The organism is Streptosporangium sp. NPDC000239, from assembly GCF_040300765.1.
Classification (GTDB): domain Bacteria; phylum Actinomycetota; class Actinomycetes; order Streptosporangiales; family Streptosporangiaceae; genus Streptosporangium.
In genome coordinates this window covers 67722-92169 of sequence record NZ_JBEPEI010000021.1, presented here as the reverse complement: position 1 = coordinate 92169, position 24448 = coordinate 67722, and the positions used below count along the sequence as shown (strand labels likewise).

Genomic DNA, 24448 nt, shown 5'->3' with positions numbered 1-24448 from the left:
GTGAGGCCGTACGGGGAGGTCTGGTCGCGGCGTCGCCCTGATGCGCCATGGCGCCCGCAGCCGAGAAGGCTGCGGGCGCCATGGGCTTTCGGGTCGTCGGAGAGGCCGGGGCCTTCTTACGGGTTGACCTTCACCTGGACCGCCGGGGCCGTGCCGATCCGGACGTCCAGGACGATCGACTTGCCGGCGCGGAGGGCGGCGCGGGCCTCGTCGCGGAGGTTGAGCTTCAGGTCCCGGGTCTTGCCGGGCTGGAGCGTGACCTTCTTGTCGTCGACAGGACGGCCGCCGTGGGAGACGGTGACATCCTCCTGGCACTTGCCCTTGCCCGTGCAGATCAGGGTGATCGTCACCTGGGCGGGGGCGTTCCCCTGCGTCTTGACCGTGGCGGTGACGGTGTCGTGGAGCACCCTCATCCCCGTGGGCTCGGGTACCCGGGACAGGAGCGGGGCGACGTAACGCTTCGTGTCACCGGAGGTGTTGAGCGCGAGGGTCGTCCCGTCCGGCTGGTTCAGGAGCACGGTCAGCGTCGCGTTGCCCTGCTCGTCGAGGCGGGCCTCCCCGAGATAGGCGATGTCGCCTCCGGCCGGAGCCGACGCGGGGGCGCCGGCCTTCAGCAGGAGGAACGACAGCTGCTTGGCCGCCGTGGCGGCCCCCGCTGACACCGTCACCGTGACGGTGCCGTTGTCGTTCACGACCGCCTGGTGGCGGATGCCGTCGGTCTCGGTGGCCTTGGCCGCCGCCGCTGGGACCACGGTGGTGAACGCGACGGTCCGCGCCGAGGCCGCGGACTCCGCCGAAGCCGCCGCGGCAGGCGTCGCGGTCTCCTCCGTGGCGGGGTTCTCGGCGGCAGGGCTCGCAGGTTCCGGCGCGGTGGCGGGTGCCGTCAGGGCGGCGCGCAGGACCGGTCGGCCGAGGCCGGTGTCCCACCGCCAGACCTTCTCCAGGTCCCACCCGATCGACGCGTAGGTGGCCGGGTCGGCGGCCTGCGCGACGGTGACGGTGGTGCCGTTGAAGCTCTCCAGCGCGGTGGAGCCGATGCTCTGCACCGACGCGACCAGGGTCTCGACGGCGAGGTTGTGCTCGACGGTCGGCGCGCCCCCGTTCAGGGTGCGGGCGACGATCCGGTGGGCCCATCCGGTCGCGGTCACCGTCGGGTTGAGCGCGACGTTGTTCCGGATGGTGGTGCCGGTGTAGGCGTAGCCGCTGATGCCGGCCGCGGCCTCGCTCTTCGGTACGGTCACCGCGCCGGTGGCGTAGTTCCGCTCGGTGAGGCTGCCGCCGCTCGCGGAGCACTGGGCGGCGCCGCCGGCGATGCCGACGAGTCCGCCCGCGTACTTGCCGCCGGTCGTCGAGACGGTCGTCGCCGACCACGAGTCGCGCAGCACGCCGCAGCTGTAGCCGACGATGCCGCCGACCGTGGTGGCGCCGACGATCGAGCCGCTGGTGGCGACCCGCTCAACGGTGCCGTCGAGACGGTCGGCCAGCGGGCCCACGTTCCCCGTGGTGGCGTTCACCGAGGCCCCGGCGAGGGTCAGGTCGTGCACCTTGCCGGTGACGGAGGTGAACAGGCCGCCGACGGAGGAGGTGTAACCGCTCAGGGTGTGGCCCGCCCCGTCCAGTTCGCCGGTGAACGCGGGGGTGATCGGGGCGACGCCGGTCAGGTCGAGGTCCGCGGCGAGCCGGAACCTCTCCGCCGGGTGGGCGGCGATCTGACCCAGGTCGGCCGCCTGCCGTACGAGGTAGAAGCCGTCGGTGTCCCGCGCCAGAGCCGGGCCCGTGGGCTCGGGCTCGGAGACGGCGGGGACGTCCTCGGGTACGGCGCGCAGTACGGGCCGCCTGCCGTCCTCGTCCCACTTCCAGACCGTGGTGAGGTCGAAGCCGAGCTTGCCGGTCCAGAAGTCCTGGCTGCGGGCCTCGTCCCTGGTCGCGGTGGCGCCGTTGAGCGTCGCCGGACCGATCGTGGTCTCCTGCTGCGTGGTGGCCTGGAGGGTCTCGACCGCCCAGTTCCCCTCAAGCGTGGCGACGTTGTTCGCCAGCACCCGGCCCAGGAAGCGGTGCGCCCAGGACGGCGCGGTGACGGTCGGGTTGAGCGCGATCGAGTTCCGGATCGTGGTGCCGGTGTAGCCGTACCCGGCCACGCCTCCGTCGTTGCGGCCGTCGGCGAGGACGGCACCCGTGGCGAAGGCCCGCTCGGTGAGCGATCCCGCCAGCGCGACGCCGATGACCCCGCCCGCCTCGGTGGACAGCGCGTGCACGTCCGCCGTGGAGTAGACGTCACGGACGACGCCCTGGGAGTCGCCGAGCAGACCGCCGACCCGCGAGGCCCCGGTCACCGAGCCGGAGACCCACACACGCTCGACGGTGCCGGTGCTCGCGCCCGCCAGGATGCCCGCGCGCGCGGTGGTTCCGGTCACCTTGGCACCGACGATCGCGAGGTCGTGGACGTTTCCGGACACCTGAGTGAACAGGCCGCCGGTCGAGGTCAGGCCCTTGATCGTGTGGCCCGCGCCGTCCAGCTCACCGGTGAACGCGCCCGGCAGGGTGGTGAACGGCTTTCCGCTCAGGTCGATGTCGGCGCCGAGCACGTAGTCATACGAGAGGTGCGTACCGATCTGGGCGAGGTCGTCGGCGCTCTTGACGATGTGGAAGCCCCTGTCGTCCTTCGGCAGCTGGGGCGCCTCACCGGCCTGCAGCGTCTCGGGCGCCACCTTCAGGGTCGGCCGCGCGCCGGTCTCGTTCCACTGCCAGACGTTGGTGAAGTCCCAGCCGCGCGCCTCGTAGAAGGACTGCTTGCGGAGCTCGGCGGGGGGGACGACGTTGCCCCTCTGGTTGCCCGCCGCGGGCGGGTCGGTCAGCGTCTGCCCGCTGATCGGTACGGCCCGGCTGACGTGGTTGTCCTCCAGCGAGGCCGTCTGCCCGGCGAGCACGCGGCCGAGGATGGCGTGCGCGTAGCTGGTGCCGGAGACGTTCGAGTTCAGCGCGACCGAGTGGCTGATCTCGGTCGCGTCGTACCCGTAGGCCGCGATGCCGCCCGCCGACGCTCCGGCCGAGGTGACCGAGCCGGTGGCCAGCACGTTCTGGGTGACGGAGCCGCCCATGGCGACGCCGACGACGCCGCCGACGTACTGGGCCGCGGCCTTGACGTTCACCGTCGAGACGCTGTCGCGGACGATGCCGAACTGGTGACCGGTGATGCCGCCGACATAGCTCGCGGCGGTCAGCGACCCGTCGGCACGGACCCGCTCGATCGTGCCGTGGTTGATGTCGGCGACGAGACCGGCCGGGGTGCGGTCGGTGGTCGCCTCGCCGTTGACGACCAGGTTCACGATCGTGCCGTGGTTGTCGGCGAACAGGCCGGGCCCCTGGCCGGGGATCGCGGACAGGCCGGAGACGGTGTGCCCGGCGCCGTCGAACACGCCGGTGAAGGCGATCGTGCGGCCGATCTGGGAACGGCCGAGGCCGCTCAGGTTCAGGTCGCCGGCGAGCCTGTAGTGCCCGGCCGGGTCGTTGTCGATCTTCGCCAGGTCGTCGGCGGAGTCGATCAGGTAGGGGGTCTGGGCGGTGCCGTCGCCGGCCAGGCCCTCGCGCAGGGTCACGGCGGGCCGCAGTGGTTTGCCGGACTTCAGCGAGTCCCAGACGAACAGCCTGACGGTCGAGCTCGGCGCGACCGCGAGCGGCTTGTCGAAACTGATGTACTGCTCACGGCCGGTGTGGTTGAGCGTGACGTCGGCCGAGCGCACGTCGATCATCTTCTGCTGCGAGGCGTCGTACGTCGCGGCCATGACGGTCAGCCTGTCGAGGCTGCCCGGGGAGGAGATGAGTCCGACGCCGTCCAGCTCACGGTTCCTGATCTCGGCGGAGGAGACCTTCCAGGTGCCCTGCGGCTTGGTGACGGTGAAGTCGTCGACCACCCGGCCGTCGATCTTGTACGCCGTCAGTCGCAGGCCCGCGTCGGTGGCCGTCAGGACACCGCCCATCTGGACGTCCTCGTCGTCGACCTTGTCGTCCCACCAGTGCTTCGCGTTCTCGTAGAACTTGGGGCCGGAGGAGCCCATCGTCACGAAGGTGGTGCCCTCGGCCGTCTCCTCCGGCGTTTTGGCCAGCCGGCCCTCGTAGATCGTCGAGCGCTTGTAGACGTGGTCGTGAGCGCCGATGTACATGTCGACGCCGAGCTGGTCGAGGACGCGCGTGACCTTCTCGCGGTCGATGTCCATGCCCGCGTCGGCCCCGTGGCGGCCGCCGTAGTAGGAGAAGTGCCCGAGGGCGACGTTCCACTTCTTGTCCGAGGCCCGGACGTCCTTCACCAGCCAGGCGAGCTGGTCGTCGAGACGGGCGGTGGAGCTGAGGACGGAGAAGTGGATCTGCCCGCGGTCGAACGAGTAGTTGGCCTCGCCCACGGCGCCGTTCTTGGGCAGCGCGAACATGTTGGTGAAGACTGAGGCGGGCTCGACGGCGACCGAGTTGTAGTCGGGGTCCTCGTAGGTCTCGTGGTTGCCCTTGACGGCCGCGTACTGCGTGTCGAGGCCGGACAGGAGCGCGTCGTTGATCTCGCTCCACATCCTGGTGCGGCCGCCGTCCTCGACGAGGTCGCCGAGCTGCATGACGGTGCCGCCGCCGGGAGCCTTGGCCTTCAGCTGGTCGAGGACCTTGCCCGGCAGCTTGAGGCTGTCGGCGTTGCTGTCGGGGACCTGGACGTCGCCGAGGATGTAGACGGGCTCGCTGTCGGTCCCGCCCGCGAGGAACCGGCCCTTGACGTCCGTCCAGGCGGCCGTGTCGGCGGCCTTCGGAGCGGCGCCGTTCCTGGTGACGCCGAGGCGGTACCGGTAGGACGCGCCGACCTTCAGGCCGGTGAGTCGGAACTCGTGGGAGCGCAGCGTCTGGCCCGTGACGGAGTGCTGGAACTTGGGCTCGTCGTTGCCGACGGTCGACGTCTCGTACGGGCTGTCGCCGGTCGAGGTGAGGACCTGGGCCCTGGACCAGTCGTCGCCGCCCTCCGGCAGGACCTGCGCGTAGACGCGCTGGATGTCCCGGTCGGTCGTGACGGCGATGCCCGCCGTGCCGGGCTCGGCGCCCACGGCCACGTTGTTGGTGAAGCGGAACACGCCCGCCGGGTCCTGCGTCCTCTGGTCGATCTGGATCCGGCGCAGCTCGGCGTTGGTGTTGCCCTTGTCGTCGGTCGCCTTCACGACGACGAACGTGTCGTCGTAGGAGCGGATCTGGAAGGCGCCGTCCTTGACCGGGACCTGGCCCGCGGAGTCCCACACCTCAAGGGCGGTGGTCGGCTGCCCGCCGGAGTCGTCGGTCGCGCTCACCTGCGGCAGCGTGACGGCCTGGCCGTACCGGGCGGTCGCGGGCACGTCGGCGACGGTGATCTGCGGGGCGTAGTTCGCGCCGCTCGTCGTCTCGCCGATCCAGATCGGGGCGGAGACCAGGAAGTTGCCGTCGGCCTGGTCGGCGCGGACGTAGTAGAAGTCGCCGTTCTTGACGTCCAGTTTCTTCTTCAGCGTCAGGTCGTTGCCGCTCAGCCTGCCGAAGTCGTGGGCGACCTTCCCGCCGTTGGTGATCAGCTGGGCGCCGGTGAAGGAGTCCTTGGCGTCGGGGTCCCTCAGCTGGAGCTCGGCGTCCAGGGTGGTGGTGCCCGCGGGCAGGATCGAGCCCATCAGCTTGCCGTTGCCGCCGAAGGCGAGGACGGCGTTGACGTCTCCGGTGGAGTACGTGCTGCGGTCGCGCATCGCCGCGTAGAGGTCGTCCAGGCTCCTGCCCCTGGCCCAGATGCCGGTGATCGACGGGTTGCTCGTGACCCAGGTGGCGGAGTGCTCGTCGCCGTTCCAGACCGGGGACAGGTGCCAGCCCGCGTCAAGGGCCTTCTGGAACTCCCTGGCCTGGTCCGGGGACTTGACCTCGATCAGCTCCATGCGTTCGTCGGCGGTCCTGTCCAGGCCCTTGAAGCCGAAGAACTCGCCCTTGCCCGTGGGCGAGGGGTGGTTGAACTGGCCGATCGCGTTCGGGTCCTGCTTGAGGCGGGCGAGGTAGGTGAAGTAGTCGTACTTCATGTCGCCGACGCCGAAGCCGTTGGCGAACCCGTCGACGGTGCCCTTCTCCGTGGCCCTGGCCGTCGCGTGCCAGCTGGTGTTGAAGAGGTTGATGTGGCCGGTGCCGTCGTACCAGGTGTTCTCGATGGCGGGGGCCACGGTGAGCTCGGTCTGGGACGCGTTGAACTTGTCCGCCAGCTCGTGCAGGGCGCGCCACTCGTCCGAGTCGGCGTCCCGCCAGTCCTTGATGAAGTCGTCGCCGTTGCGGATGTCCCACATCACGTCGTGCTCGGTGAGGGCGAAGAAGTCCGCGTCCGTCTTGTCGCGCACGTAGGTGAACGCCGCGCTCGGGTTCTCGGCTCCGTCGCTCATTCCGGTGTGCGCGTGGAACTCACCGGTGTACAGGGACTTGCCGAGGTAGGTCGGCCGGTTCTCGGTCGCCGAGGCCGCCGGGGCCGCCGAGGCCGGGGAGGCCGGCGCGGCGACGAGTGCGCCGGCCGTGAGTGCGATCGCGGTGATCGCACCGGGCCAGGCAGGGGGTCGTGGTGCGCTGCTGCGCGTCATGTTTCTGCCGTTTCAGGTGATTCGAGTGTGCTGATCACAGAAATCACGGCGGGTGGAACGGCTCACTGCGCGTGCGTGTAGTGAAGGTGAACGATCAACAAATCCCGACAATGATCACATTTTGGATCTATCAGACAAGGCGCCCAACGGGCTTGTTCGGTGATCAGACGGGCGGCGCTCCGGTCACGTCCGGTCGGCGGCCGCGCGCGGAGACCGCCATGACCGACCGGCCCGCGACGGCGCACGCGCACCGCCTCCCGAGTGCCGTGAACGGCAGGCCGGACCGGTCCGGTGACCTGCGCCGTAACCTTCAGCCGCCGGGCTCGGGGTGACGGGGTGCGAGCCGGTACGGAGACCCGGCCCCTTTTACGCGCTCTCTGTCGTGATAAATGAGAACTATCGTGACTTTCATGGAAAACTTCCCTCAGCGCAGGGACCCCCAGACGTCGAACCTGCGCGCCTCGGACAGCAACAGGGAGCAGGTCTCCGCCCTGCTCGGTGAGGCCCTGAGCACCGGTCAGCTGGCCTACGAGGAGTACTCCGAACGCCTGGACAGGCTCTACCAGGCCAAGACGGTTGGGGAACTTGAGGTTCTCACCAGCGATCTGCAGGTCGAGCGGCACCGTCCGGCCACGAGCCCGGTGTCCTACGTCCCGGGCACGAACTCAGAACCCGAGAACGTCATCGCCATCTTCGGCGGCGCCGACCGCAAGGGCCGCTGGCGGGTACGGCGGCGCATCAGGGGTCTGGCCCTTTTCGGCGGGATGCGGTTCGACATGACCGACGCCGAGTTCGAGGCGAAGGAGATCGAGATCACGATCAACGCCGTCTTCGGCGGGGCCGAGATCATCGTGCCCGAGGGGGTGGAGGTGCGCTGCCAGGGTGTGGGCATCTTCGGCGGCTTCGACGTGCACGGCGGCCCGGACATCGACCCGTCGGCGCCGGTGGTCGTGGTGAAGGGCCTGGCGCTGTTCGGCGGCGTGAGCGGCAAGGCCAAGCGCAGGAAGGACCGCTGAGCCCGGGAGCGGGACTCACAGCACCGGTGCGGGGGTGGAGTTGACGAGGCCGCCGTCGACGAGGATGTCCTGGCCGTTGACGTAGGACGCCTCGCCGGAGGTGAGGAAGGCGACCACGGCGGCGACCTCCTCGGCGGTGCCGACGCGTCCGGCGGCGATGGAGGCCGCGAGGGAGGCCCGGGCCTCGGCGGAGACCTCGGTGCGGAACGCCGGGGTGTCGATGGTGCCCGGGCTCACGGAGTTGACCCGGATGCGCCGTGGCGCCAGCTCGGCCGCGAGGGTCCGGGTCAGATTGTGCGCCGCGGCCTTGGCCGCCGAGTAGAGGGCCGTGCCGGGCGTTCCACGGTGCAGGGCGAACGACGCGTTGATCACGATCGATCCCCCGTCGGACAGCAGGGGAAGCGTCTTCTGGACGGTGAAGAACACCGCCTTGAGGTTGATGTCCACGACGCGGTGGAACTCGGCCTCGGTGACGTCGCCGAAGGGCTGGAAGGCGCCGACGCCCGCGTTGGCGAACACCACGTCCAGCCCGCCGTACCGGTCGTGGACGGTCGAGGCCAGTGTGTCCAGGTCGGCGAGGTTCGCCGCGTCGCCGGCCACCCCGAACGCCCGGTCGCCGAGGCTCGCCACGGCGGCGTCCAGCCGTACCCTGTCACGGCCTGTGACGACGACCTGGGCTCCTTCGGCGAGCAGCCGGTGCGCGGTGGCCAGGCCCATGCCGCTGGTACCGCCGGTGATCAGTGCGACTTTTCCCGAGAACCGTGTCATGGGTCCAGCGTGCCGGTACGGCGCGCGGGCATACAGTGCGCGCCTGTCGTGGGTGTGGTACCACCAGGTTCAGGCCGTGCGGGTCAGGGCGGCGAGACGCTCGCCGGTGCCGGGGCGGGGGTCGTACAGCACGAGGTTCAGGCCGGGGCGGTCGGCGACCGTCAGGGTCGTCGCGTCGAAGAACAGCTCACCGGCCCGGGGGTGGCGCAGGGCGTTGACGGCCTGGGCCGGGACGCCCACCTCGTGGCGTTCCCACAGTTCGGCGAAGTCGGGGCTGACGACGCCGAGGTCGGCGACCACCCGCTCGAATCCGGCGTCGCCGGGGAAACGCGCCCAGTCGGCGCGGTAGGCGGCCACGACGGCGGGGGCGGCCGAGACCCACGTCTCGCGCATGGCGAGATAGCGGGGGCTGGTGAAGAAGGTGACCAGGCAGTTGTGGGCGGCCCCCTCGGCGAAGCCGAACACGCTCCGCGCCGTCTCGTTGAACGCCAGCACGTCCCAGTTTCTGTCCCGCAGCACCGCGGGCCGTCCCTCCCACCCGTCGAGCAGGCGCCGCAGCTCGGGGGTGACCTCGCTCGCGGGCGTCCGCCCGGCGGGCGGCGGATTGAGACCGGCCAGGGAGTAGAGGTGGGCCCGTTCGGGTTCGCCCAGGCGCAGCGCCCCGGCGATCGCGTCGAGCACGCCGGTCGAGACGGTGATGTCGCGGCCCTGTTCGAGCCAGGTGTACCAGGAGACCCCGACCCCGGCCAGCAGCGCCACCTCCTCGCGCCGCAGCCCCGGGGTCCGGCGCCGTCCGGCCGTGGGGATGCCGACGTCGCCGGGGGTGAGCCGGGCCCGGCGGGCGCGCAGGAAGTCACGGAGCCGTTCGCGCCGCCGGGTGGAGTCGCCGATCGCCTCGATGGTCATGTCCCCACGATAGCCACAGGGATCGACTATTGTTAGTCAGGTGGCTGACTCAAAGAAATCGGCGGGCAAGCGGCGGCAGCTGATGGTCGCCGCCGCCCAGGTCCTGCACCGGCAGGGCGTGGAGCGCACCACCATCGCCGACATCGCCAACGCCGCCGACGTCCCCGTCGGGAACGTGTACTACTACTTCAAGACCAAGGACGCGCTGGTCCAGGCGGCCCTGGCCGAGCACGCCGGGCACCTGGCGGGACTCACCGACGAACTCGACAGGCTCCCCGACCCGCGCGAGCGCCTCAAGGCCCTGGTCGGCGGCTGGATCGGCCAGCGCGACGTCGCGGCCCGCTACGGCTGCCCGACCGGGACCCTGGCCGTCGAGCTGGACAAACGCGAGGACGGGGGCATGGACGTCGAGGCGGGCAGGGTCATCCGGCTGCTGCTCGACTGGGCCGAGCGGCAGTTCCGCGAACTGGGCGCCCCCGATCCGGACGGCCTGGCGCTCACGCTCGTCGGCGCCTACCAGGGCATGTCGCTGCTGACCAACGCCCTGCGCGACCCGGAGATCATGGTCCGCGAGGGAAACCGCCTCCTGGACTGGCTCGACTCCCTGCCCGGCGACTCCTGAGGCTCAGCGGCTCGGGGCGCGGGCGTCGGCGGTCAGGACATGGGTGAAGAAGTTCTTCACCCGGCCGAACAGGGAGGGGCCGTGGTGCCCGACACCGGGGACCACGTCGTACCGTACGGCCAGGCCGTGCCGTTCGAGGCTGTGTTTCAGGGCGAGCATCCGCCGGGTGCGGGGAACTCCCTCGTCGTTCACCCCCGGAATCCACGCCGGATGCCCGGTGCGGACGCGGATGGCCCTGGTCTGGGTGTCCTCGGCGCCGATCAGCAGGTGGACGGCCGTCTCGCGCAGCGCGGAGGGGTCGACCCGCCTGCCCAGTGTCTCCAGGGTGCCACCGATCCCCGCGGGCCAGGGCAGGCTCTCGTCGAGCAGCGTGACCGCCCCCGGCGCCCCGATCGTCACCGCGCGCACCCGCTCCGGGTGCAGGTAGAGGAACCGGTGGGCGAAGTGGCCGCCTCCGGAGAAGCCGAACAGCAGGAAACGCCGGCTGTCGACACGGTAGGTGCCGGTGACCTCCTCGACCATGGCGAGCAGGATCAGGTCGAAGCGGATGTCGCCGTGCCTGAGGTACTTGTAGCCGTCGAACTCGCCGGGGTCCGGGATGCCGACCGGGAAGAGGGGGACCAGCACGACGCAGTCGTTGGCCTCGGCGAAGTCGGCGAAGGCGTCCCGGTAGGTCTGGACGTCCCGCTCGGTTCCGTGGACCAGGACCGCCAGCGAGTAGACCTTCCCGGAGTCGGCGCTGTAGTCCTCGGGGACGTGCAGGCAGTAGGAGAAACGCTGGTCGTACTGCGAGGCGTACATCGGTGTGCGGCCGATGTCGTAGATGGAGAGGGCGCGTGGTCGGTGCATGTTCACTCGTCTCGGGACGACGCTCAGGACGACGGTTCCGGCAGGGGGGTGGGCAGGGAGTATCGCGGGACCGCCACGTGGACGGACGACCAGCCCCCGTGGACGCACTGGTTCACGGTGACCTCGGCGACCGCTCCGAGCAGGTGGTGGGCCTCGGCGGGACGGTAACCGTACTCGGCGGTCAGCCTGTGGTGGAGCTCGCGCATCGCCGCCCGCAGGTTGGCGGTGACGTCGGTCCCGTGGGCGCATCCGACGGTGCCGATGTGCCCGGGGCCGTCGAGGTGGGGAGTGCCCATCGCGGTCCCCGCTCCGGGGAGCAGGTCCACGGTCACGGTGACGTCGGCGTTGGTCTCCAGCGCGGTGCCGGTGATCTCCGCGTCGCCCATGAGGGCGTGCACGTCCCCGAGGGACAGCAACCCGCCCACCACCTCGACCGGTATGACGAGCACGCTGCCCGTCCGCAGCGCCTGGCAGTCCATGTTGCCACCGCACCGGGGGTGGGACAGCAGCGAGGGGAAGGCCTCTCCAGAGGGTGCGAGACCGAGTGAGCCGACCATCGGGCGCGTCGGAAGGACGAGCGGGCCGAGCGAGGTCGGGAACGACACGGTGTCGCCGTCGATAGGGCAGACACGGGTGTCGCCGAGCGGCGCGTCCAGTTCGTCGTCACGGTGGATCAGGGTCACCGCGTACGGCGCGACCGTGCCCAGCCGGATGTCGCGGATCGTGACGGCCAGGGCGTCGCCGGGCCGCGCGCCACGGATCGCGACCGGACCGGCGACGGGGTTGAAGGCGCCGATCAGGTCGAGAAGGTCGGATTCGGCGGGGAAACGCTGGTCGGTGGAGACGACCTGGTTGGAGAAGCAATCGAGGGTCTCGAAGACCAGCGTGGCGCCGTCGCCGACCTCGACCACCGGGGTGAGGGCCTGGTCGTAGGAGAAATGGTGCAGGTTCCTCGGCACCCGCACCGCCGTGGGACCGGTCGTGAGGTCAGCCATCGGCCCGCTCCCGTGCCACCGGACGGTCGTACACGGCGGGGGCCGTCTCGTTCGGCGCGTTCAGCGCGGCACGTGCCCGGCCGAGCGTGGCGGGGTCGAGATCCACGGTGACGAACTCCGTCCCCTCCTCGGCGCGGGCCAGGACCCGGCCCCAGGGGTCGACCGCCATGGACTGGCCGAAGGCCGCGAAACCGTCGTCCCCAACCCCCTCCTGAGCCGGGGCCAGGACGTAGCAGAGGTTCTCGATCGCCCGGGCGCGCAGCAGCGGCTCCCAGTGCGCGGCACCGGTGAGGGCGGAGAAGTTGGACGGCACACACAACACGTCGGCACCGGAACGCGCCAGCGAACGGTACAGCTCGGGGAAACGCAGGTCGTAGCAGATCGACAGGCCGAAGGAGAGCCCCCGGTAGTCCACGGTCACCAGATGGTCGCCGGGGGTGGTGTACTCGCCCTCGTCCTCGGTCACCTCGGCCGTCGCCAGCCGGAACAGGTGAACCTTGCGGTACTCGGCCACGATCCGGCCCGTTGGCCCGACGAAGACCGCGGCGTTGTACGGCCTGGCCTCCTCGCCGGAGGCCAGCCACATTCCGCCGACCAGTACGGCCAGCCCGCGCGCCGCCGCCGCGGAGCGCAGACGTGACAGCGTCGGGCCGTCGCGCTCCTCGACGAGACCGGGTGACGGAGCGCCCCGGTAGGCGCAGGCCTCGGGCAACAGGAGCAGTTCCGCTCCCGCGTCCGCGGCGCGGTCGAGTGTGGCGGCCATCCGGTCGAGGTTGGCGTCCCTGTCGGGCCCGGAGGACATCTGGGCCAGGGCGACTCGCATGGGTCTCCGTTCTTCGTTTCTGGGGCTTGTGGGCGCTCAGCCGCGGTCGAGGGCCGGGGTGGCCGCGAGCAGCGCGCGGGTGTAGGGGTGGGCGGGCTCCCGCGTCACCTGCGAGGCAGGCCCCTGCTCCACGATCCGGCCGTCGTGCATCACCGCGACGTGGTCGGCGACGTGTACGGCGGTGGCCAGGTCGTGGGTGATGAGCAGGACACCGAGCTCCCGGCTCTCCCGCAGGTCGTCGAGCAGCTTGAGCACGCTGGCCCGTACCGAGACGTCCAGCATGGAGACCGGCTCGTCGGCGATGAGATAGTCGGGGTCGAGGACGAGACCACCGGCGATGGCGACACGCTGGCGCTGCCCGCCGGACAGCTCGAACGGGCGGCGGTCGAGGAAGGACTCGACCGGGGTGAGGCCGACCGCGGTCAGCGCGGCCCGGACCCGTTCCTCCCGCTCCGCCCTGGGCACCCCGTGCACGACCAGCCCTTCGGCGACGATGTCCCTGACCCGCTGGCGGGGGCTGAGGGACTCGTAGGGATCCTGGAAGATCATCTGGACGCGGCGGCGGAAGGCCTTGAGGTCCCGGCCGCGTAGCGTGGCGACGTCCACGCCGTCCACGCTCACCCGGCCCTCGGTGAGGTCCTGCACCCGGGCCATGCACCGGGCGAGTGTGCTCTTGCCCGACCCCGACTCCCCGACCAGCGCCACGACGCTGCCCTTGGCCAATGAGAGCCGTACCCCGTCGACCGCGAACGAGCCCGGTGACGGGCGGCGCAGCAGCACGTCGGCCAGCGGCCTGCGGCCGCCGTACCTGACACGGACGTCCTCGGCGACCAGGCTCATGCGTCCACCTCCACCAGGTGACAGGCGCAGGAACGGCCGCCGCCCAGGTCCCGTGGCGGCGGGGGGCTCTCCGCGCACCGGTCGAGTGAACTCGTGCAGCGCGGTTGGAAGGCACAGCCGGTCAGCGGCAGGTCGAGCCGGGGCGGCACGCCGGGAATCGAGGTCAGCGGGCGCCGCGCGGTCAGGTCGGGGGTGGCCTCGACCAGGCGCCGGGTGTACGGGTGGAGTGGCCTGCGCACGAGGTCGGCGCAGGCCGCGTGTTCCACGACGGAGCCGGCGTACATGACGGCGGCCCGGTCGCAGATGCGCGGGACCAGGGCGAGGTCGTGGGTGACGAGCACCACGGCGAGCCCGAGCGAGTCGCTCAGCTCCCGCAGCAGGGCGACGATCTGGTCCTGCACGATCACGTCGAGCGCCGTGGTCGGCTCGTCGGCCAGCAGGACCTTCGGCTCGCAGGCCAGCGCGAGGGCGATGACGGCCCGCTGCCGTTGGCCGCCGGACAGCTCGTGCGGGTAGCGGGAGGCGACGCCCTCGGGCAGGCCGACCCGTTCGAGCACCTCAAGGGCGCGCAGCCTGCCCTCCCGCCTGCCGCCGCCGTGGATGCGGACGGCCTCGGCGATCTGGGCGCCGACCCGGCGCACCGGGTTGAGCGCGTTCATGGCGCCCTGGAAGACCATCGCGATGTCGGTCCAGCGATGTGGCCGCATCGAGGCCTCACCACCGGCCAGGATGTCCTCGCCGTCGAGCAGCACCTGGCCGGAGACGACGGTCCCGGCGGGCAGCAGCCCCATCATGGCCAGCATTGTGGTGGTTTTGCCGCACCCGGACTCGCCGACGAGCGCCAGCCGTTCCCCCGGTTCGAGGTCGAGGCTGACCGACCGTACGGCACGCGCGCCCGAGGGGAATCCGACGACCAGGTCACGCACGCTGAGCAGGCTCATCGGGGCACCACCTTGAAGTACTCGCGGGCCAGGTGCGCGACCCTGAGCCGGGGGTTGAGCGTGTCCTCGATCGACTGGGACACCCAGTAGCAGCACATGACGACGAGCGAGACGGCGACACCTGGCGGGGCGAAGGCCCACCAGGCCCCCTGCGTCATCGCCGTCCGCTGGAACGCGAAACGGATCATGGTTCCCCAGGTGACGGTTTCCGGGTCGCCGAGCCCGAGGAAGGTCAGCGCGGTCTCGGTGAAGATCGCCAGGGCGATGGTGAGCGCGGCCATCGCGCTCAGCAGCGGCGCGAGCTGCGGCAGGAGGTGGCGGCCGATCACCCTCAGGTGGCTCGCGCCCAGTCCGCGGATCCGCTGGACGTAAGGACGGTTCCTGAGGGAGGAGGTCTCGGCCCGCACCACCCTGGCCGTCGAGGTCCACAGCAGCAGCGCGATCACCACGACGAGATGGCCGATGCTGCTGCCCCACACGGCCGCGATGACGATGCCGAGCGGCAGGGCGGGAATCACGATGGCGTAGTCGGTGATCCGCATGAGCAGTGTGTCGACCCAGCCGCCGAAGTACCCCGCGGTCACCCCGACGCAGCCGCCGACCAGTACGGCGACCAGGGCCGCGGCGGCGCCGATGAACAACGTCGGCCGCGTGCCGTACAGCAGGAGGCTGAGCACGTCGTGGCCGCCGTCGTCGAGCCCGAGCGGGTGCGCGGGGCCGGGCGGGGCGAAGACCGCTCCGACCTGCCGCCCCGGATCGTACGGCGCCAGCCACCCGGCCAGCAGGGCGGCCAGTGTCAGCAGGACGAGGACGGCGACGCCGACGGTGGCCCGTGGGTTGGCGCGCAGGAGTCTCATCGGGCCACCCTCGGGTCGAGCCGGACGTAGAGCAGGTCGGCCAGCAGGTTGAGCGTGACCACCGAGACGGTGAGCACGAGGAACACCCCCTGGAGCATCGGATAGTCGCGTTGCACCACCGCCTCGTACATCGCCCGGCCGACGCCGGGCCAGGAGAAGACCGTCTCCACGAGGATCGACCCGCCGATGAGGCTGCCGAGGGAGAGGGCGACGAGTGTGATGACGGGCAGCATCGCGTTCGGCAGCACGTGCCTGGCCAACGTGCGCATCGGACCGGCGCCGAGCGCCCTGGCGGTCAGCACGTGATCGTCACCCAGGGTCTCCAGCATGGAGGAGCGCACCACGAGCGTGTACTGCCCGAAGACGATGAGCGCGATGGTCAGCGCGGGCAGGACCATGTGGGCGGCCACGTCGGCGAGCTGTTCGCCCCAGGTCGGGTCGACCAGGAACTCGTCGCGCATGCCCTGCGCGGGCAGGTCGGAGCCCAGCAGCAGGATGAGCAGCAGCCCCAGGAAGTGGGTCGGGACCGAGTAGAAGGCGATGGCGGTGTTGGTGCTGAGCCTGTCGACCCAGCCGCCCCGGTACCACGCGGCGAGCGCGCCGCTGACCAGGCCGAGCGCGAGCGCCAGGAGCAGGCCGATCGTGATGAGCGGCAGCGTGTTGGCGAAGGCCTCCGCCAGGCGGCCGGCGACCGGTTCCTGGGTGGCGAAGGAGACGCCCAGGTCTCCGTGGGCCAGACGGCCGAGATAGATCCAGTACTGGTCCCAGAGCGGCTGGTCGAGGCCGAACTGCCTGCGCAGCGCCGCGCTCAGCTCCGGCGAACCGCCCGGAACCCGGGACAGGTTCGCCACGGCGTCCCCGGGCAGCACGCGGAACAGGAGGAAGTTCAGCGTCACCACCACGTAGATGGTCACCAGGGTCGTCAGCAGACGCCTGATCAGGTGGCCGGTGCGTGACATCAGGGGGCGGCCGTCGCCGACAGCAGGCCGTAACGGGACTGCGAGTCGAGGATGCCGAGCGGCGAGTCGCCGAACCCGCTCCACTTCTTGCTGTGCCCCTCCACGACGTCGTCGTAGTGGGTGACGATGTACGGCCGGGCCTCGTAGACCATCTTCTGCATCCGCCAGACGATCTCCCTGCGGTCGGCGTCGTCCACGGTGCTCGCCTGCTGGTCGTACAGCTTGTCGTAGTCCTTGTCGCAGTAGGCGGTGTCGTTCCAGCTGCCCCACTGCCCGCAGGTCATGCCGTTGAGCAGGAAGTCGGGGTCGCGCTGCGCGATCCAGCCCCACTGGGCCAGGGTGAACTGCTCGTACTTCTTGTCGGGCCCGGTCAGCTGGTCGAAGGCGGTGGCGTTGTCGGCCTGTCTGGGTTTGAGCTGCACGCCGATCTTCCTGAAGTCCTCGCTGACGATCTGCAGGGCCCGCTCACCCTCGCCGCCCTCGACGTCCGGGATGATCACCTCGTACGACATGGGCGCGCCGTCGGCGACCCGGACGCCGTCGGGGCCGGGCCGGTGGCCCGCCTCGTCGAGCAGCGCCGCCGCCTTGGTCAGGTCGAAGCCCAGGGGCCGGACCGAGGGGTCGTACCAGTCGCCGCTGGCCGGAGGCACGATGGAGCTGCCCGGTGTGCCGTACCCGAGGTAGGCGACCTCGATGATCCGCTTGCGGTCGACGGCGTGCTCGAACGCCTCGCGCACCTTCGGGTCGCGCAGTTCGGGGTGGGCCTTCTGGTTCGGGCTCTGGTTGATGATGAGGTCGTGGAAGCGGAAGCCCGCCCTGCGTGACACCGTGAAGCCCGCCTGCTCGACCGGCTTGACCGCGGTGATCGGCAGTGGTGCCGCGTAGTCGATCTGGCCGGTCTTGAGGGCGTTGACCATGGCGTCGGGGCTGCTGAAGAACTGCAGGCCGAAACCGCCGGGCTTGGGGCGGTCGCCGTACCAGTTGGGATTGGGCTCCATCAGCGCGATCTGGTCCTTGGCGTACTTGCTCAGCCGGAACGGTCCGCCCGCGACCAGCGGCGCGGGGTTGGGGGTCTGCTTGAGCTGCATCCCGTCGCCGGTCGCGTACTTCTCCCACACGTGGGCCGGGAGCACGGGGACCTTCACCAGGCGGCCGAGCACGTTGGCGGTCGGCTTCTCATAGGTGATCACGACCCGCTCGGGCGTGGGAGCCGAGGCGCTCCTGACGTTCTTGACCGAGGCGGCCTCCGAGGCGGTCGGCCCCTCGCGGTACTTCACGATGGTGTTGACGGTGAAGGCGACGTCGGCGGCGGTGAGGGGGGTGCCGTCCGACCACTTCGCGCCGGGGCGCAGGTCGAAGGTCCAGGTGAGCTTGTCCTCGCTGGAGGTCCACGACTTCGCCAGGTCGCCCTCGAAGGAACCGGAACCGGTGTACTGGACAAGAAACGGGTAGTTGTAGCGGAAGATCATCGCGCAGGTCGTGCCGATGGACGCGAACGGATTGGTCGAGTTGCAGGTGAACGTCGTGCCGATCCGCAACACGGCGCCGCTCTTTCCCGCGGCCCGCGCCCCGGCGTCCGAGCCGCCGGAACATCCTGCGGCCAGCAGGCCTACCAGCGTCAACGCGGTGAGCTTAGTCTGGGGTTTCACCGTCTTGCCTTCCTTCCCTGTCACCCGCGAAACCTGCTCGTCACGCCGCGTTCCTGGCGTGGGCCGGGCTCGCCCCGACGGTGGGCCATGTCGGCCGTGGGAGATCACCGGGGCTCGTTCTGGGGGATGGGTATGCAGTATATCGGTCGTCCTTTTCCTGACAAGGCCTTGCTTTCAGGGACAAGTGCTCGCCGGAGAGAGGGGTAGCCGATATATTGCTGCTGTGCCCCTGCCCCATGTGAAGTCAGACCGGCGCTACACGAGCGCCCAGCAGTTCGCCTACGAGGAGCTGCGCGCCTGGATCCTCAACGGGGTCCTGCAGCCGGACGAGACCGTGCGTGACGTCGAGATCGCGGAGTTCCTCGGGGTCAGCCGGACCCCCGTCCGCGAGGCCCTCATCCGGCTCGGCCAGGAAGGGCTCGTCGAGGCCAGCGCCAGCCGCATGACCCGGGTCGCCCCCCTGCCCCTCGACCGGGCCTCACATCTGTTCCAGGTGGGCGCGACCCTCGACGCCCTGGCCGCCGAACTGGCCGCGCCGCACATGACGGAGTCCGACCTGCACCTCATGCGGGGGCTGCTGGACACGCTGAACCAGACCACCGCTCCCGACCGGCTGAGCGCGCTCGACGAGGAGTTCCACCGTGTCTACTACCGCAGGGCGGCCAACCCGGTCCTGATCGAGACGCTCGACTCCATCGACGAACAACTCCGCCGGATAGAGCGCCATATCTGGGGCTACGTCCGGGTGCACGAGGAGGCATACGAGGAACACCGCGTCCTGCTGGAGGCACTCGGCGCGGGAGACGCCACGGGGGCGGCCGCCGCGGCGCGCCACAACTGGCACCGCTCCTGGCAGCGCATCGACGAGTTGCTCAAACCCGCGTCGGCCGAGGCCGCTCAGGAGCCGAGATAGCGCAGCACGGCCAGGACCCGTCGGCTGTAACCGGTGGTGTGTGACAGCTCAAGCTTGTCGAACAGGGCGTTGACGTGCTTCTCGACCGCGCTCTGCGACACGTGCAGCGTCTGCGCGATCGAGGCGTTGGTCAGCCCCTGCGCCATCAGCTCGACCACCTGCCGCTCCCGGGCGGTCAGCCGGGTCAGCGGGTCGGCGTGGCTGGTGCGGGCGAGCAACTGCCGTACCACCTCGGGGTCGAAGGCCGTCCCCCCGGCTCCGACCCGGTCGAGTGCCTCAAGGAAGTCGCTCACCTGGGCCACCCGGTCCTTGAGCAGGTAGCCGACCCCGGAGATGTCGCCGCTCATCAGCTCGGTCGCGTACTTCTTCTCCACGTACTGCGACAGCACCAGCACCCTGACGTCCGGCCGGAGCCGCCTGATCTCCAGGGCCGCGCGCAGGCCCTCGTCGGTGTGCGTCGGCGGCATCCGGACGTCGGCCACCACCACGTCGAGCTCCGCTCCGGCCTCGGAGACGGCCTCGACCAGGGCCTCGCCGTCGCCCACGGCGGCGAGCACCTCGTGCCCCTCCTCGGCCAGCAGCCGGACCAGGCCCTCCCTGAGCAGGGTCGAGTCCTCGGCCAGGATCACCCGCATGGCAGCTCCGCCGTGATCACGGTCGGCCCGCCGTCCGGGCTGGTCACGGTGAGACGGCCGTCGAGCGCGGCCACCCGGCCCGCCAGTCCGGACAGACCGTCCCCCGTCGCGTCGGCGCCACCGGCGCCGTTGTCCTCCACACGCACGAGGACCATCGTGCCCTGTTCGCGGACCTCGACGGTGACCAGGTCCGCCCCCGAGTGCTTGTCGGCGTTGGTCACCGCCTCGCTGACCACGAAGTAGGCCGCCGTCTCGACCGTCCTGGGCAGCCGTTCCGGCGGCTCACCGACGACCTTGACCGGGACCCCGGCGCGTTCGGCGACCCCGGCCAGCGCCTCGGCGAACCCCAGCGAGTCGAGTGCCGAAGGATAGACCCGCCAGGCCACCTCGCGAAGCTCGGTCAGCGCCTGCTGGGCCTGCTCGTGCAGCTGTTCGAGCAGCTCGGGCCGTCCCCTGCGGGCCCGTCCCGCCAGCATCGACAGCGCGACCAGCCGCTGCTGCACCCCGTCGTGCAGGTCACGTTCGATCCTGCGCCGCTCGGAGTCGACCGCCGCCAGCGCCCCCGCCCTGCTCTCGGTCAGCTCGGTGATCCTGCGCCGCAGCGCCTCGGTCGGGTCGGGGGCGAGCATCCGTACGGCCAGCCGCCGTTCGAGCACGTCCGCCCCCACCAGGCCGGACAGGTGCAGGAAGAGCAGGAAGACCCCCGCCAGGCCGATGTAGGCGATCAGCGGCGGGGCCGGCGGCATGCCGTCGAACGGCAGGCCCCTTCCCCATGTCCAGGCCAGGACGGCGGCCGTGACCGTGCCGTACCCGAGCAGGAGGACCACCAGGCCGCCGAGCACGCCGACCGGCACCCTCGCCGCGAGGTAGCCCAACTCACCCCCGCCCTGGGGGGAGAGGTCGAGACCGAGCCGCCGGACTTCGAGCGCGGCCAGCCGCCGGGCCGCCGCCCGCGCCCAGGGGCGCCCCGCGAACGGCAGCGCCACCAGGACGAAGACCAGGCCGAGCAGGGCGGTGAACGCGCCGAGGGTCACCGCCCCGAGCAGCCGCAGCCCCCTAACGACGGCTCGCATGCCGCCCCTTGTACCGTTCGTTCAGCCTGAGGCCCACGAAGACGACCACGGCCAGCGCGACCACGGCGATCACCACGTTGGTGCCCACGCCGACGTAGGCCTCGACCAGGGACCAGTTCTCCCCGAGGAGGTAGCCGGCCAGCACGAAGATGGTGTTCCAGATGAGGCTGCCCGCGGCGGTCAGCGCCGTGAAGACACCCAGCGGCATGCGTTCGACCCCGGCCGGGATCGAGATCATGCTGCGGAAGATCGGGATCATCCTGCCGAAGAACACGGTCTTGCGGCCGTGCTTGAGGAACCACGCCTCGGTCTTGTCGATGTCGGAGACCTTCAGCAGCGGAATGCGGGCGGCCAGGGCCAGGGTGCGTTCACGGCCGAGCAGCGCGCCGATCCAGTACAGCGCCAGCGCGCCGACCACCGAGCCCGTCGTGGTCCACAGCAGTACGGCCGGCAGACTCATCTCCCCCTGGGAGGAGGCGAAGCCCGCCAGCGGCAGGATCACCTCGCTCGGGATGGGAGGAAAGAGGTTCTCCATCGCCACCGCGAACCCGGCCCCCGGGGCGCCGAGGCTTTCCATCAGTGCTACCAGCCAATCCGTCATGCCCAGAAGGTTACGAAGGTCGGGATATGGTCACCATGAGGTTCGTGACCGTTTCCGGTTGTGGAAAACCACACCTGTGGAAAACCACAGCGAGGTTCGGGCAGGCGCCTCATGTCGCGGAGCCGTCGGCCGTACCTATCGTCGCCGACCGTGTTCAAGAAGATGTTCAAGAAGACGGCGTTCGCGGGGCCGGCGGCCCTCGTCGTCCTGGTGGCGGTGGTCGTGCTGTCCGCGATGGCCGACAGCACCATGCAGCCCCTGCCCGCCTCCGCCCCCGCCGGGGAGTTCAGCGCGCGGCGCGCCCTGGACCACCTGAGGGAGTTCGCCGCCGAGCCACGGCCCATCGGAAGTCCGGCGGGTGACCGGGCCAGGGACTACCTGGTGGGACGGCTGCGGGCCGAGGGTCTCCAGGTCGAGGTGCAGCGGGCCGTCGGAGCCCGCCCGGCCTCCGGGCTGGCGACGTTCGGCCAGGTCGACAACATCGTGGGCAGGCTTCCCGGGACCGACCCGACGGGTACGGTGCTCATCGCCGCCCACTACGACTCGGCGGCGATGGGCCCCGGCGCCTCCGACGACGGCGCGGCGGTGGCCGCGATGATCGAGACGGTCAGGGCACTGCGCACGGGAACCGGTCTCCGCAATGACGTCGTGCTGCTGATGTCGGACGGTGAGGAGGACGGCGTTCTCGGCGCCGAGGCGTTCGTCAGGCGGCATCCGCTCGGCCGTGCGGGCGGGGTGCTGCTGAACTGGGAGGCCAGGGGAGTGCGCGGCCCCTCACTGATGTTCGAGACCTCACGGAACAACGCCCGGCTGGTCGAGACGTTCGCCGACGCCGTCCCCGCCCCGCGCGGTGACTCCTCCATGGTCGAGATGTACCGGCTGCTGCCCAACAACACCGACTTCACCCCGCTGACCGGGGCCGGGTTCACCGGCATGAACTTCGCCTACATCAGGGGCTCCTCGCTCTACCACACCGCGGCGGACTCCGTCGCGAACCTCGACCCCGGCAGCCTGCAGCACCACGGCTCCACCATGCTGGCGCTGACCCGCGCCCTGGGCGGCGCCGACCTGCGGACGCTGACCTCCGACCACGACGTCACCTACTTCCGCGCCCTCGGCGTCATGATCACCTACCCGGGCACGGCCGTCCCGCCCCTGGCGGCGCTGGCCGTACTGGCGGTCGCGGGCCTGGTGGTCCTCGGCCGGGTACGGCGACTGCTCACCCTTCCCCGGCTGGCGGTCGCGACGGTCTCGGCGGTCCTGCCGCTGCTCGCCTCGGTCGCCATGGCCCAGGGGCTGTGGGAACTGCTGGTCGGCCTGCGGCCCGAGTACGACACGATGGGCGGACTTCTGCACCGCCCGCAGGCCTTCGAGGCGGCGATCGCGGCCATGTCCGCGCTGGCGGTGCTCTGCTGGTACCTGCCGCTGCGCCGCAGGCTCGGCCCGGCCGCGCTGTCGGCGGCCGTGCTGGTCTGGACGGCCGGGCTGGGCGCGCTGTGCGCCTGGTTCGCCCCGGGAGCGGCCTTCCTGTTCACCCTGCCCGCGCTGCTGGGCGCGCTCGGCGCGCTGGCGGCGTCCGTGACCGGAGCGCCGGCCTGGGTACGGGCGGTCGCGACGACACTGGGGCCGGTCACGGCCGCCGCGGTGCTGCCCTCCCTGGCCTGGAACGCCTTCGACGGGATGGGCCTGGCGCTCGGCGGGGTGGGCGCCCTGGTGCTGGCGCTGTTCTGGCTGGGCGTCGCGCCGCTCGTCGAACTGTTCCAGCCCGGCCCCGCCGTACTCCCGAGGCGTGTGCCGGTGACGGCGGCCGTCCTGGCCGTCTGCCTGGTCGGCGCGGGGCTGGCCGTGGACGGGTTCGACGCCGAGCGGCCACGCCGTACGCACCTGGCCTATGTCATGGACGCCGACACCCGCGTCGCGCACTGGGCCAGCGCGGACCCCGAACCCGCCGGGTGGACCAGGCGGTACGTCTCGGCGCGTGCCGTTGACGGGCTGCCGCCCGGCTACGCGCGGGGGTCGCTGTGGACGGGCACCGCCCCGGCGATCAGGGCCGACGGCCCGAGGGTCGTCGTGTCCTCCTACGACGGCGGCACACTCACGATGCGCGTGACAGCGGGCCGGGGAGCCCGTTCGGTGACGCTGCGGCTGGACCGGCCGATCACCTGGGCGGGTGTGTCCGCGGGCCGGTTCGGCCAGGCGGGCGTCCAGGTCACCGGTACGCGCACCGGCACCTGGCCGGGTGAGATCCGCTTCCGCGGCATCCCCTCCCAGGGGGTCAGGGTCACCGTACGGCTGTCGCCCGCCGAGCGGGTCCGTGTCATCGCGATCTCCGAGAGCGACGGCCTGTCCGCGGTGCCCGGCTTCGTGCCCCGGCCCCCGGGACTGGTCGCGGCGACCAGGGAGGACGGTGACCTCGTCGCGGTCACCCGGGGGTACACGCTGCGCCGCGGCTCACACGGCGAGGGCGTCGCCGAGGGCGCGCAGTGAGGCGGTCTCGTTGTCGCGGTGCCGGACGAACGTCAGTGCGGAGTCCGGCAGGCCGGTGACGGGGACGAAGGCGATGTCGGGGCGGCCGTGGTAGCGGGCGCTCGGCGCGCAGAGCAGCATCGCCCCCCGGCCGGCGGCGATCAGCGTCAGCGCCTCCTGCAGGGTGCTGACCCCGGGCCCCCGGGGCACGGGCCTGCCGCCGGGGGTGACGGCGGGCACCTGCAGGTCGCGCCAGTAGCGCGGGGCGGGTTCCGCGATGTCGACGAGCACGCAGTCGGCGAGTTCCTCGGCGGAGACCGACTCCCGGCCCGCGAAGGGGTGGCGGCCGGAGACCACCAGGGTCATCGGCTCCTTGGAGAAGAGCGGCCCCGCGACCAGGTCGGGCTCCCTGACCGGGGCCGGGACGACGGCCCCGTCGACCTCGCCCCGGCGCACGCCGCCGAACGGGTCGGCCAACGGGTACTCCACGGTCTCGACCTCGCAGGCGGGGTGCCGGTCCTCGAAGGCCCTGATCGCCGTCATGACCTGCTCGTTCAGGAAGCCGGAGAAGCCGATCCGCACGACCCCCTCGACGCCGCGCGCCCCGGTCCTGGCGCGCTCGACGCTCTGCCGCAGGGCGTCGTAGGCCGGACGCAGGTCCGTCAGGAAACGCTCGCCGAGCGGGGTGAGCCGTACCCGGCGGCTGGTGCGTTCGAGGAGGCGGGCGCCGATCCTGCGCTCCAGCGAACGCAGGAGCTGGCTGACCCGTCCCTGGGAGACGCGCAGCCGTTCCGCGGCGTGCCCGAAGTGCAGCTCCTCACTCAGCGTGAGGAAGCACTCAAGCTCTCTCATCTCCAGCTCAGGCACCGCGCGTCCCCAAATCGATTAGCCCGGTTAATGTAAGGATGCGATCTTCGTCGTTGTTCCCGGCCCGGCGGC

General features: G+C 71.2%; 19 protein-coding genes. 4 read left to right on the top strand and 15 right to left on the bottom strand.

Translation table 11 applies throughout. The annotated features are described in order from the left end of the window. Positions 1 to 116 precede the first annotated feature (116 nt). Positions 117 to 6596 (bottom strand): metallophosphoesterase, encoded by a 6480-nt coding sequence (locus ABT340_RS35520; RefSeq protein ID WP_352015291.1) that lies wholly within the window; start codon positions 6594 to 6596, stop codon positions 117 to 119. A 410-nt stretch (positions 6597 to 7006) separates the two neighbouring features. On the opposite strand from ABT340_RS35520, the gene ABT340_RS35515 reads away from it, so the two are divergent. After that, a complete protein-coding gene (locus ABT340_RS35515) occupies positions 7007 to 7612 on the top strand; it encodes a DUF1707 SHOCT-like domain-containing protein (protein WP_352015290.1) in 606 nt (201 codons plus the stop codon). A gap of 15 nt (positions 7613 to 7627) precedes the next feature. Here ABT340_RS35515 and ABT340_RS35510 read toward each other — a convergent pair whose 3' ends face one another. Both ABT340_RS35510 and ABT340_RS35505 read right to left on the bottom strand, forming a co-directional pair. Continuing rightward, positions 7628 to 8380 (bottom strand): SDR family NAD(P)-dependent oxidoreductase, encoded by a 753-nt coding sequence (locus tag ABT340_RS35510; RefSeq protein WP_352015289.1) that lies wholly within the window; start codon positions 8378 to 8380, stop codon positions 7628 to 7630. Positions 8381 to 8449: 69 nt separating this feature from the next. Beyond that, positions 8450 to 9286: a helix-turn-helix transcriptional regulator gene (locus ABT340_RS35505; RefSeq protein WP_352015288.1), complete on the bottom strand. Its 837-nt coding sequence runs from the start codon at positions 9284 to 9286 to the stop codon at positions 8450 to 8452. A gap of 40 nt (positions 9287 to 9326) precedes the next feature. Here ABT340_RS35505 and ABT340_RS35500 point away from each other — a divergent pair, with 40 nt between their 5' ends. Further along, entirely contained in the window at positions 9327 to 9908 is a 582-nt protein-coding gene (locus ABT340_RS35500) for a TetR/AcrR family transcriptional regulator (protein ID WP_352015287.1), read from the top strand. Positions 9909 to 9911: 3 nt separating this feature from the next. Here the strand turns inward: ABT340_RS35500 and ABT340_RS35495 are convergent, their stop codons facing one another. From ABT340_RS35495 to ABT340_RS35460, 8 genes are read right to left on the bottom strand one after another with little or no spacing between them, the layout of a single operon-like run. Further along, positions 9912 to 10757 (bottom strand): hypothetical protein, encoded by an 846-nt coding sequence (locus ABT340_RS35495; protein ID WP_352015286.1) that lies wholly within the window; start codon positions 10755 to 10757, stop codon positions 9912 to 9914. 23 nt (positions 10758 to 10780) lie between these two features. Beyond that, complete coding sequence (locus tag ABT340_RS35490) at positions 10781 to 11752, bottom strand: acetamidase/formamidase family protein (protein ID WP_352015285.1); 972 nt, start codon at positions 11750 to 11752, stop codon at positions 10781 to 10783. After that, positions 11745 to 12575 carry a carbon-nitrogen hydrolase family protein gene (locus ABT340_RS35485; RefSeq protein ID WP_352015284.1) on the bottom strand — a complete coding sequence of 277 codons (831 nt, stop codon included), beginning with the start codon at positions 12573 to 12575 and terminating at the stop codon, positions 11745 to 11747. Before ABT340_RS35485 ends, ABT340_RS35490 begins: the two co-directional genes overlap by 8 nt. Positions 12576 to 12611: 36 nt before the next feature. Next, positions 12612 to 13415 carry an ABC transporter ATP-binding protein gene (locus ABT340_RS35480; protein WP_352015283.1) on the bottom strand — a complete coding sequence of 268 codons (804 nt, stop codon included), beginning with the start codon at positions 13413 to 13415 and terminating at the stop codon, positions 12612 to 12614. After that, the gene (locus tag ABT340_RS35475) at positions 13412 to 14356 is read right to left on the bottom strand and encodes an ABC transporter ATP-binding protein (RefSeq protein WP_352015282.1); all 945 of its coding nucleotides are present in this window, start codon (positions 14354 to 14356) and stop codon (positions 13412 to 13414) included. Before ABT340_RS35475 ends, ABT340_RS35480 begins: the two co-directional genes overlap by 4 nt. Next, the gene (locus ABT340_RS35470; protein ID WP_352015281.1) at positions 14353 to 15213 is read right to left on the bottom strand and encodes an ABC transporter permease; all 861 of its coding nucleotides are present in this window, start codon (positions 15211 to 15213) and stop codon (positions 14353 to 14355) included. Before ABT340_RS35470 ends, ABT340_RS35475 begins: the two co-directional genes overlap by 4 nt. Continuing rightward, positions 15210 to 16172 carry an ABC transporter permease gene (locus tag ABT340_RS35465; RefSeq protein WP_352015280.1) on the bottom strand — a complete coding sequence of 321 codons (963 nt, stop codon included), beginning with the start codon at positions 16170 to 16172 and terminating at the stop codon, positions 15210 to 15212. Before ABT340_RS35465 ends, ABT340_RS35470 begins: the two co-directional genes overlap by 4 nt. Then, positions 16172 to 17821, bottom strand: a complete 1650-nt coding sequence (locus ABT340_RS35460) for an ABC transporter substrate-binding protein (RefSeq protein WP_352015279.1) — start codon at positions 17819 to 17821, stop codon at positions 16172 to 16174. The genes ABT340_RS35465 and ABT340_RS35460 overlap by 1 nt, the downstream gene beginning before the upstream one ends. 223 nt (positions 17822 to 18044) lie before the next feature. Between ABT340_RS35460 and ABT340_RS35455 the strand changes: the two genes are divergently transcribed. Continuing rightward, the gene (locus ABT340_RS35455) at positions 18045 to 18734 is read left to right on the top strand and encodes a GntR family transcriptional regulator (protein ID WP_352015278.1); all 690 of its coding nucleotides are present in this window, start codon (positions 18045 to 18047) and stop codon (positions 18732 to 18734) included. Here the strand turns inward: ABT340_RS35455 and ABT340_RS35450 are convergent. Genes ABT340_RS35450 through ABT340_RS35440 form a run of 3 tightly spaced genes read right to left on the bottom strand, consistent with a single transcriptional unit; the run spans position 18719 to position 21043 of the window. After that, positions 18719 to 19369, bottom strand: coding sequence for a response regulator (locus tag ABT340_RS35450; protein ID WP_352015277.1), 651 nt, complete (start codon positions 19367 to 19369; stop codon positions 18719 to 18721). The genes ABT340_RS35455 and ABT340_RS35450 overlap by 16 nt on opposite strands. Further along, positions 19360 to 20442 carry a sensor histidine kinase gene (locus tag ABT340_RS35445; protein ID WP_352015276.1) on the bottom strand — a complete coding sequence of 361 codons (1083 nt, stop codon included), beginning with the start codon at positions 20440 to 20442 and terminating at the stop codon, positions 19360 to 19362. Before ABT340_RS35445 ends, ABT340_RS35450 begins: the two co-directional genes overlap by 10 nt. Beyond that, a complete protein-coding gene (locus tag ABT340_RS35440) occupies positions 20426 to 21043 on the bottom strand; it encodes a DedA family protein (protein ID WP_352015275.1) in 618 nt (205 codons plus the stop codon). Before ABT340_RS35440 ends, ABT340_RS35445 begins: the two co-directional genes overlap by 17 nt. Before the next feature lie 150 nt (positions 21044 to 21193). Here ABT340_RS35440 and ABT340_RS35435 point away from each other — a divergent pair, with 150 nt between their 5' ends. Then, positions 21194 to 23530: a M28 family peptidase gene (locus tag ABT340_RS35435; RefSeq protein WP_352015274.1), complete on the top strand. Its 2337-nt coding sequence runs from the start codon at positions 21194 to 21196 to the stop codon at positions 23528 to 23530. On the opposite strand, the gene ABT340_RS35430 is transcribed toward ABT340_RS35435, so the two are convergent. Then, entirely contained in the window at positions 23495 to 24376 is an 882-nt protein-coding gene (locus tag ABT340_RS35430) for a LysR family transcriptional regulator (protein WP_352015273.1), read from the bottom strand. The genes ABT340_RS35435 and ABT340_RS35430 overlap by 36 nt on opposite strands. Between the last annotated feature and the right edge of the window lie 72 nt (positions 24377 to 24448).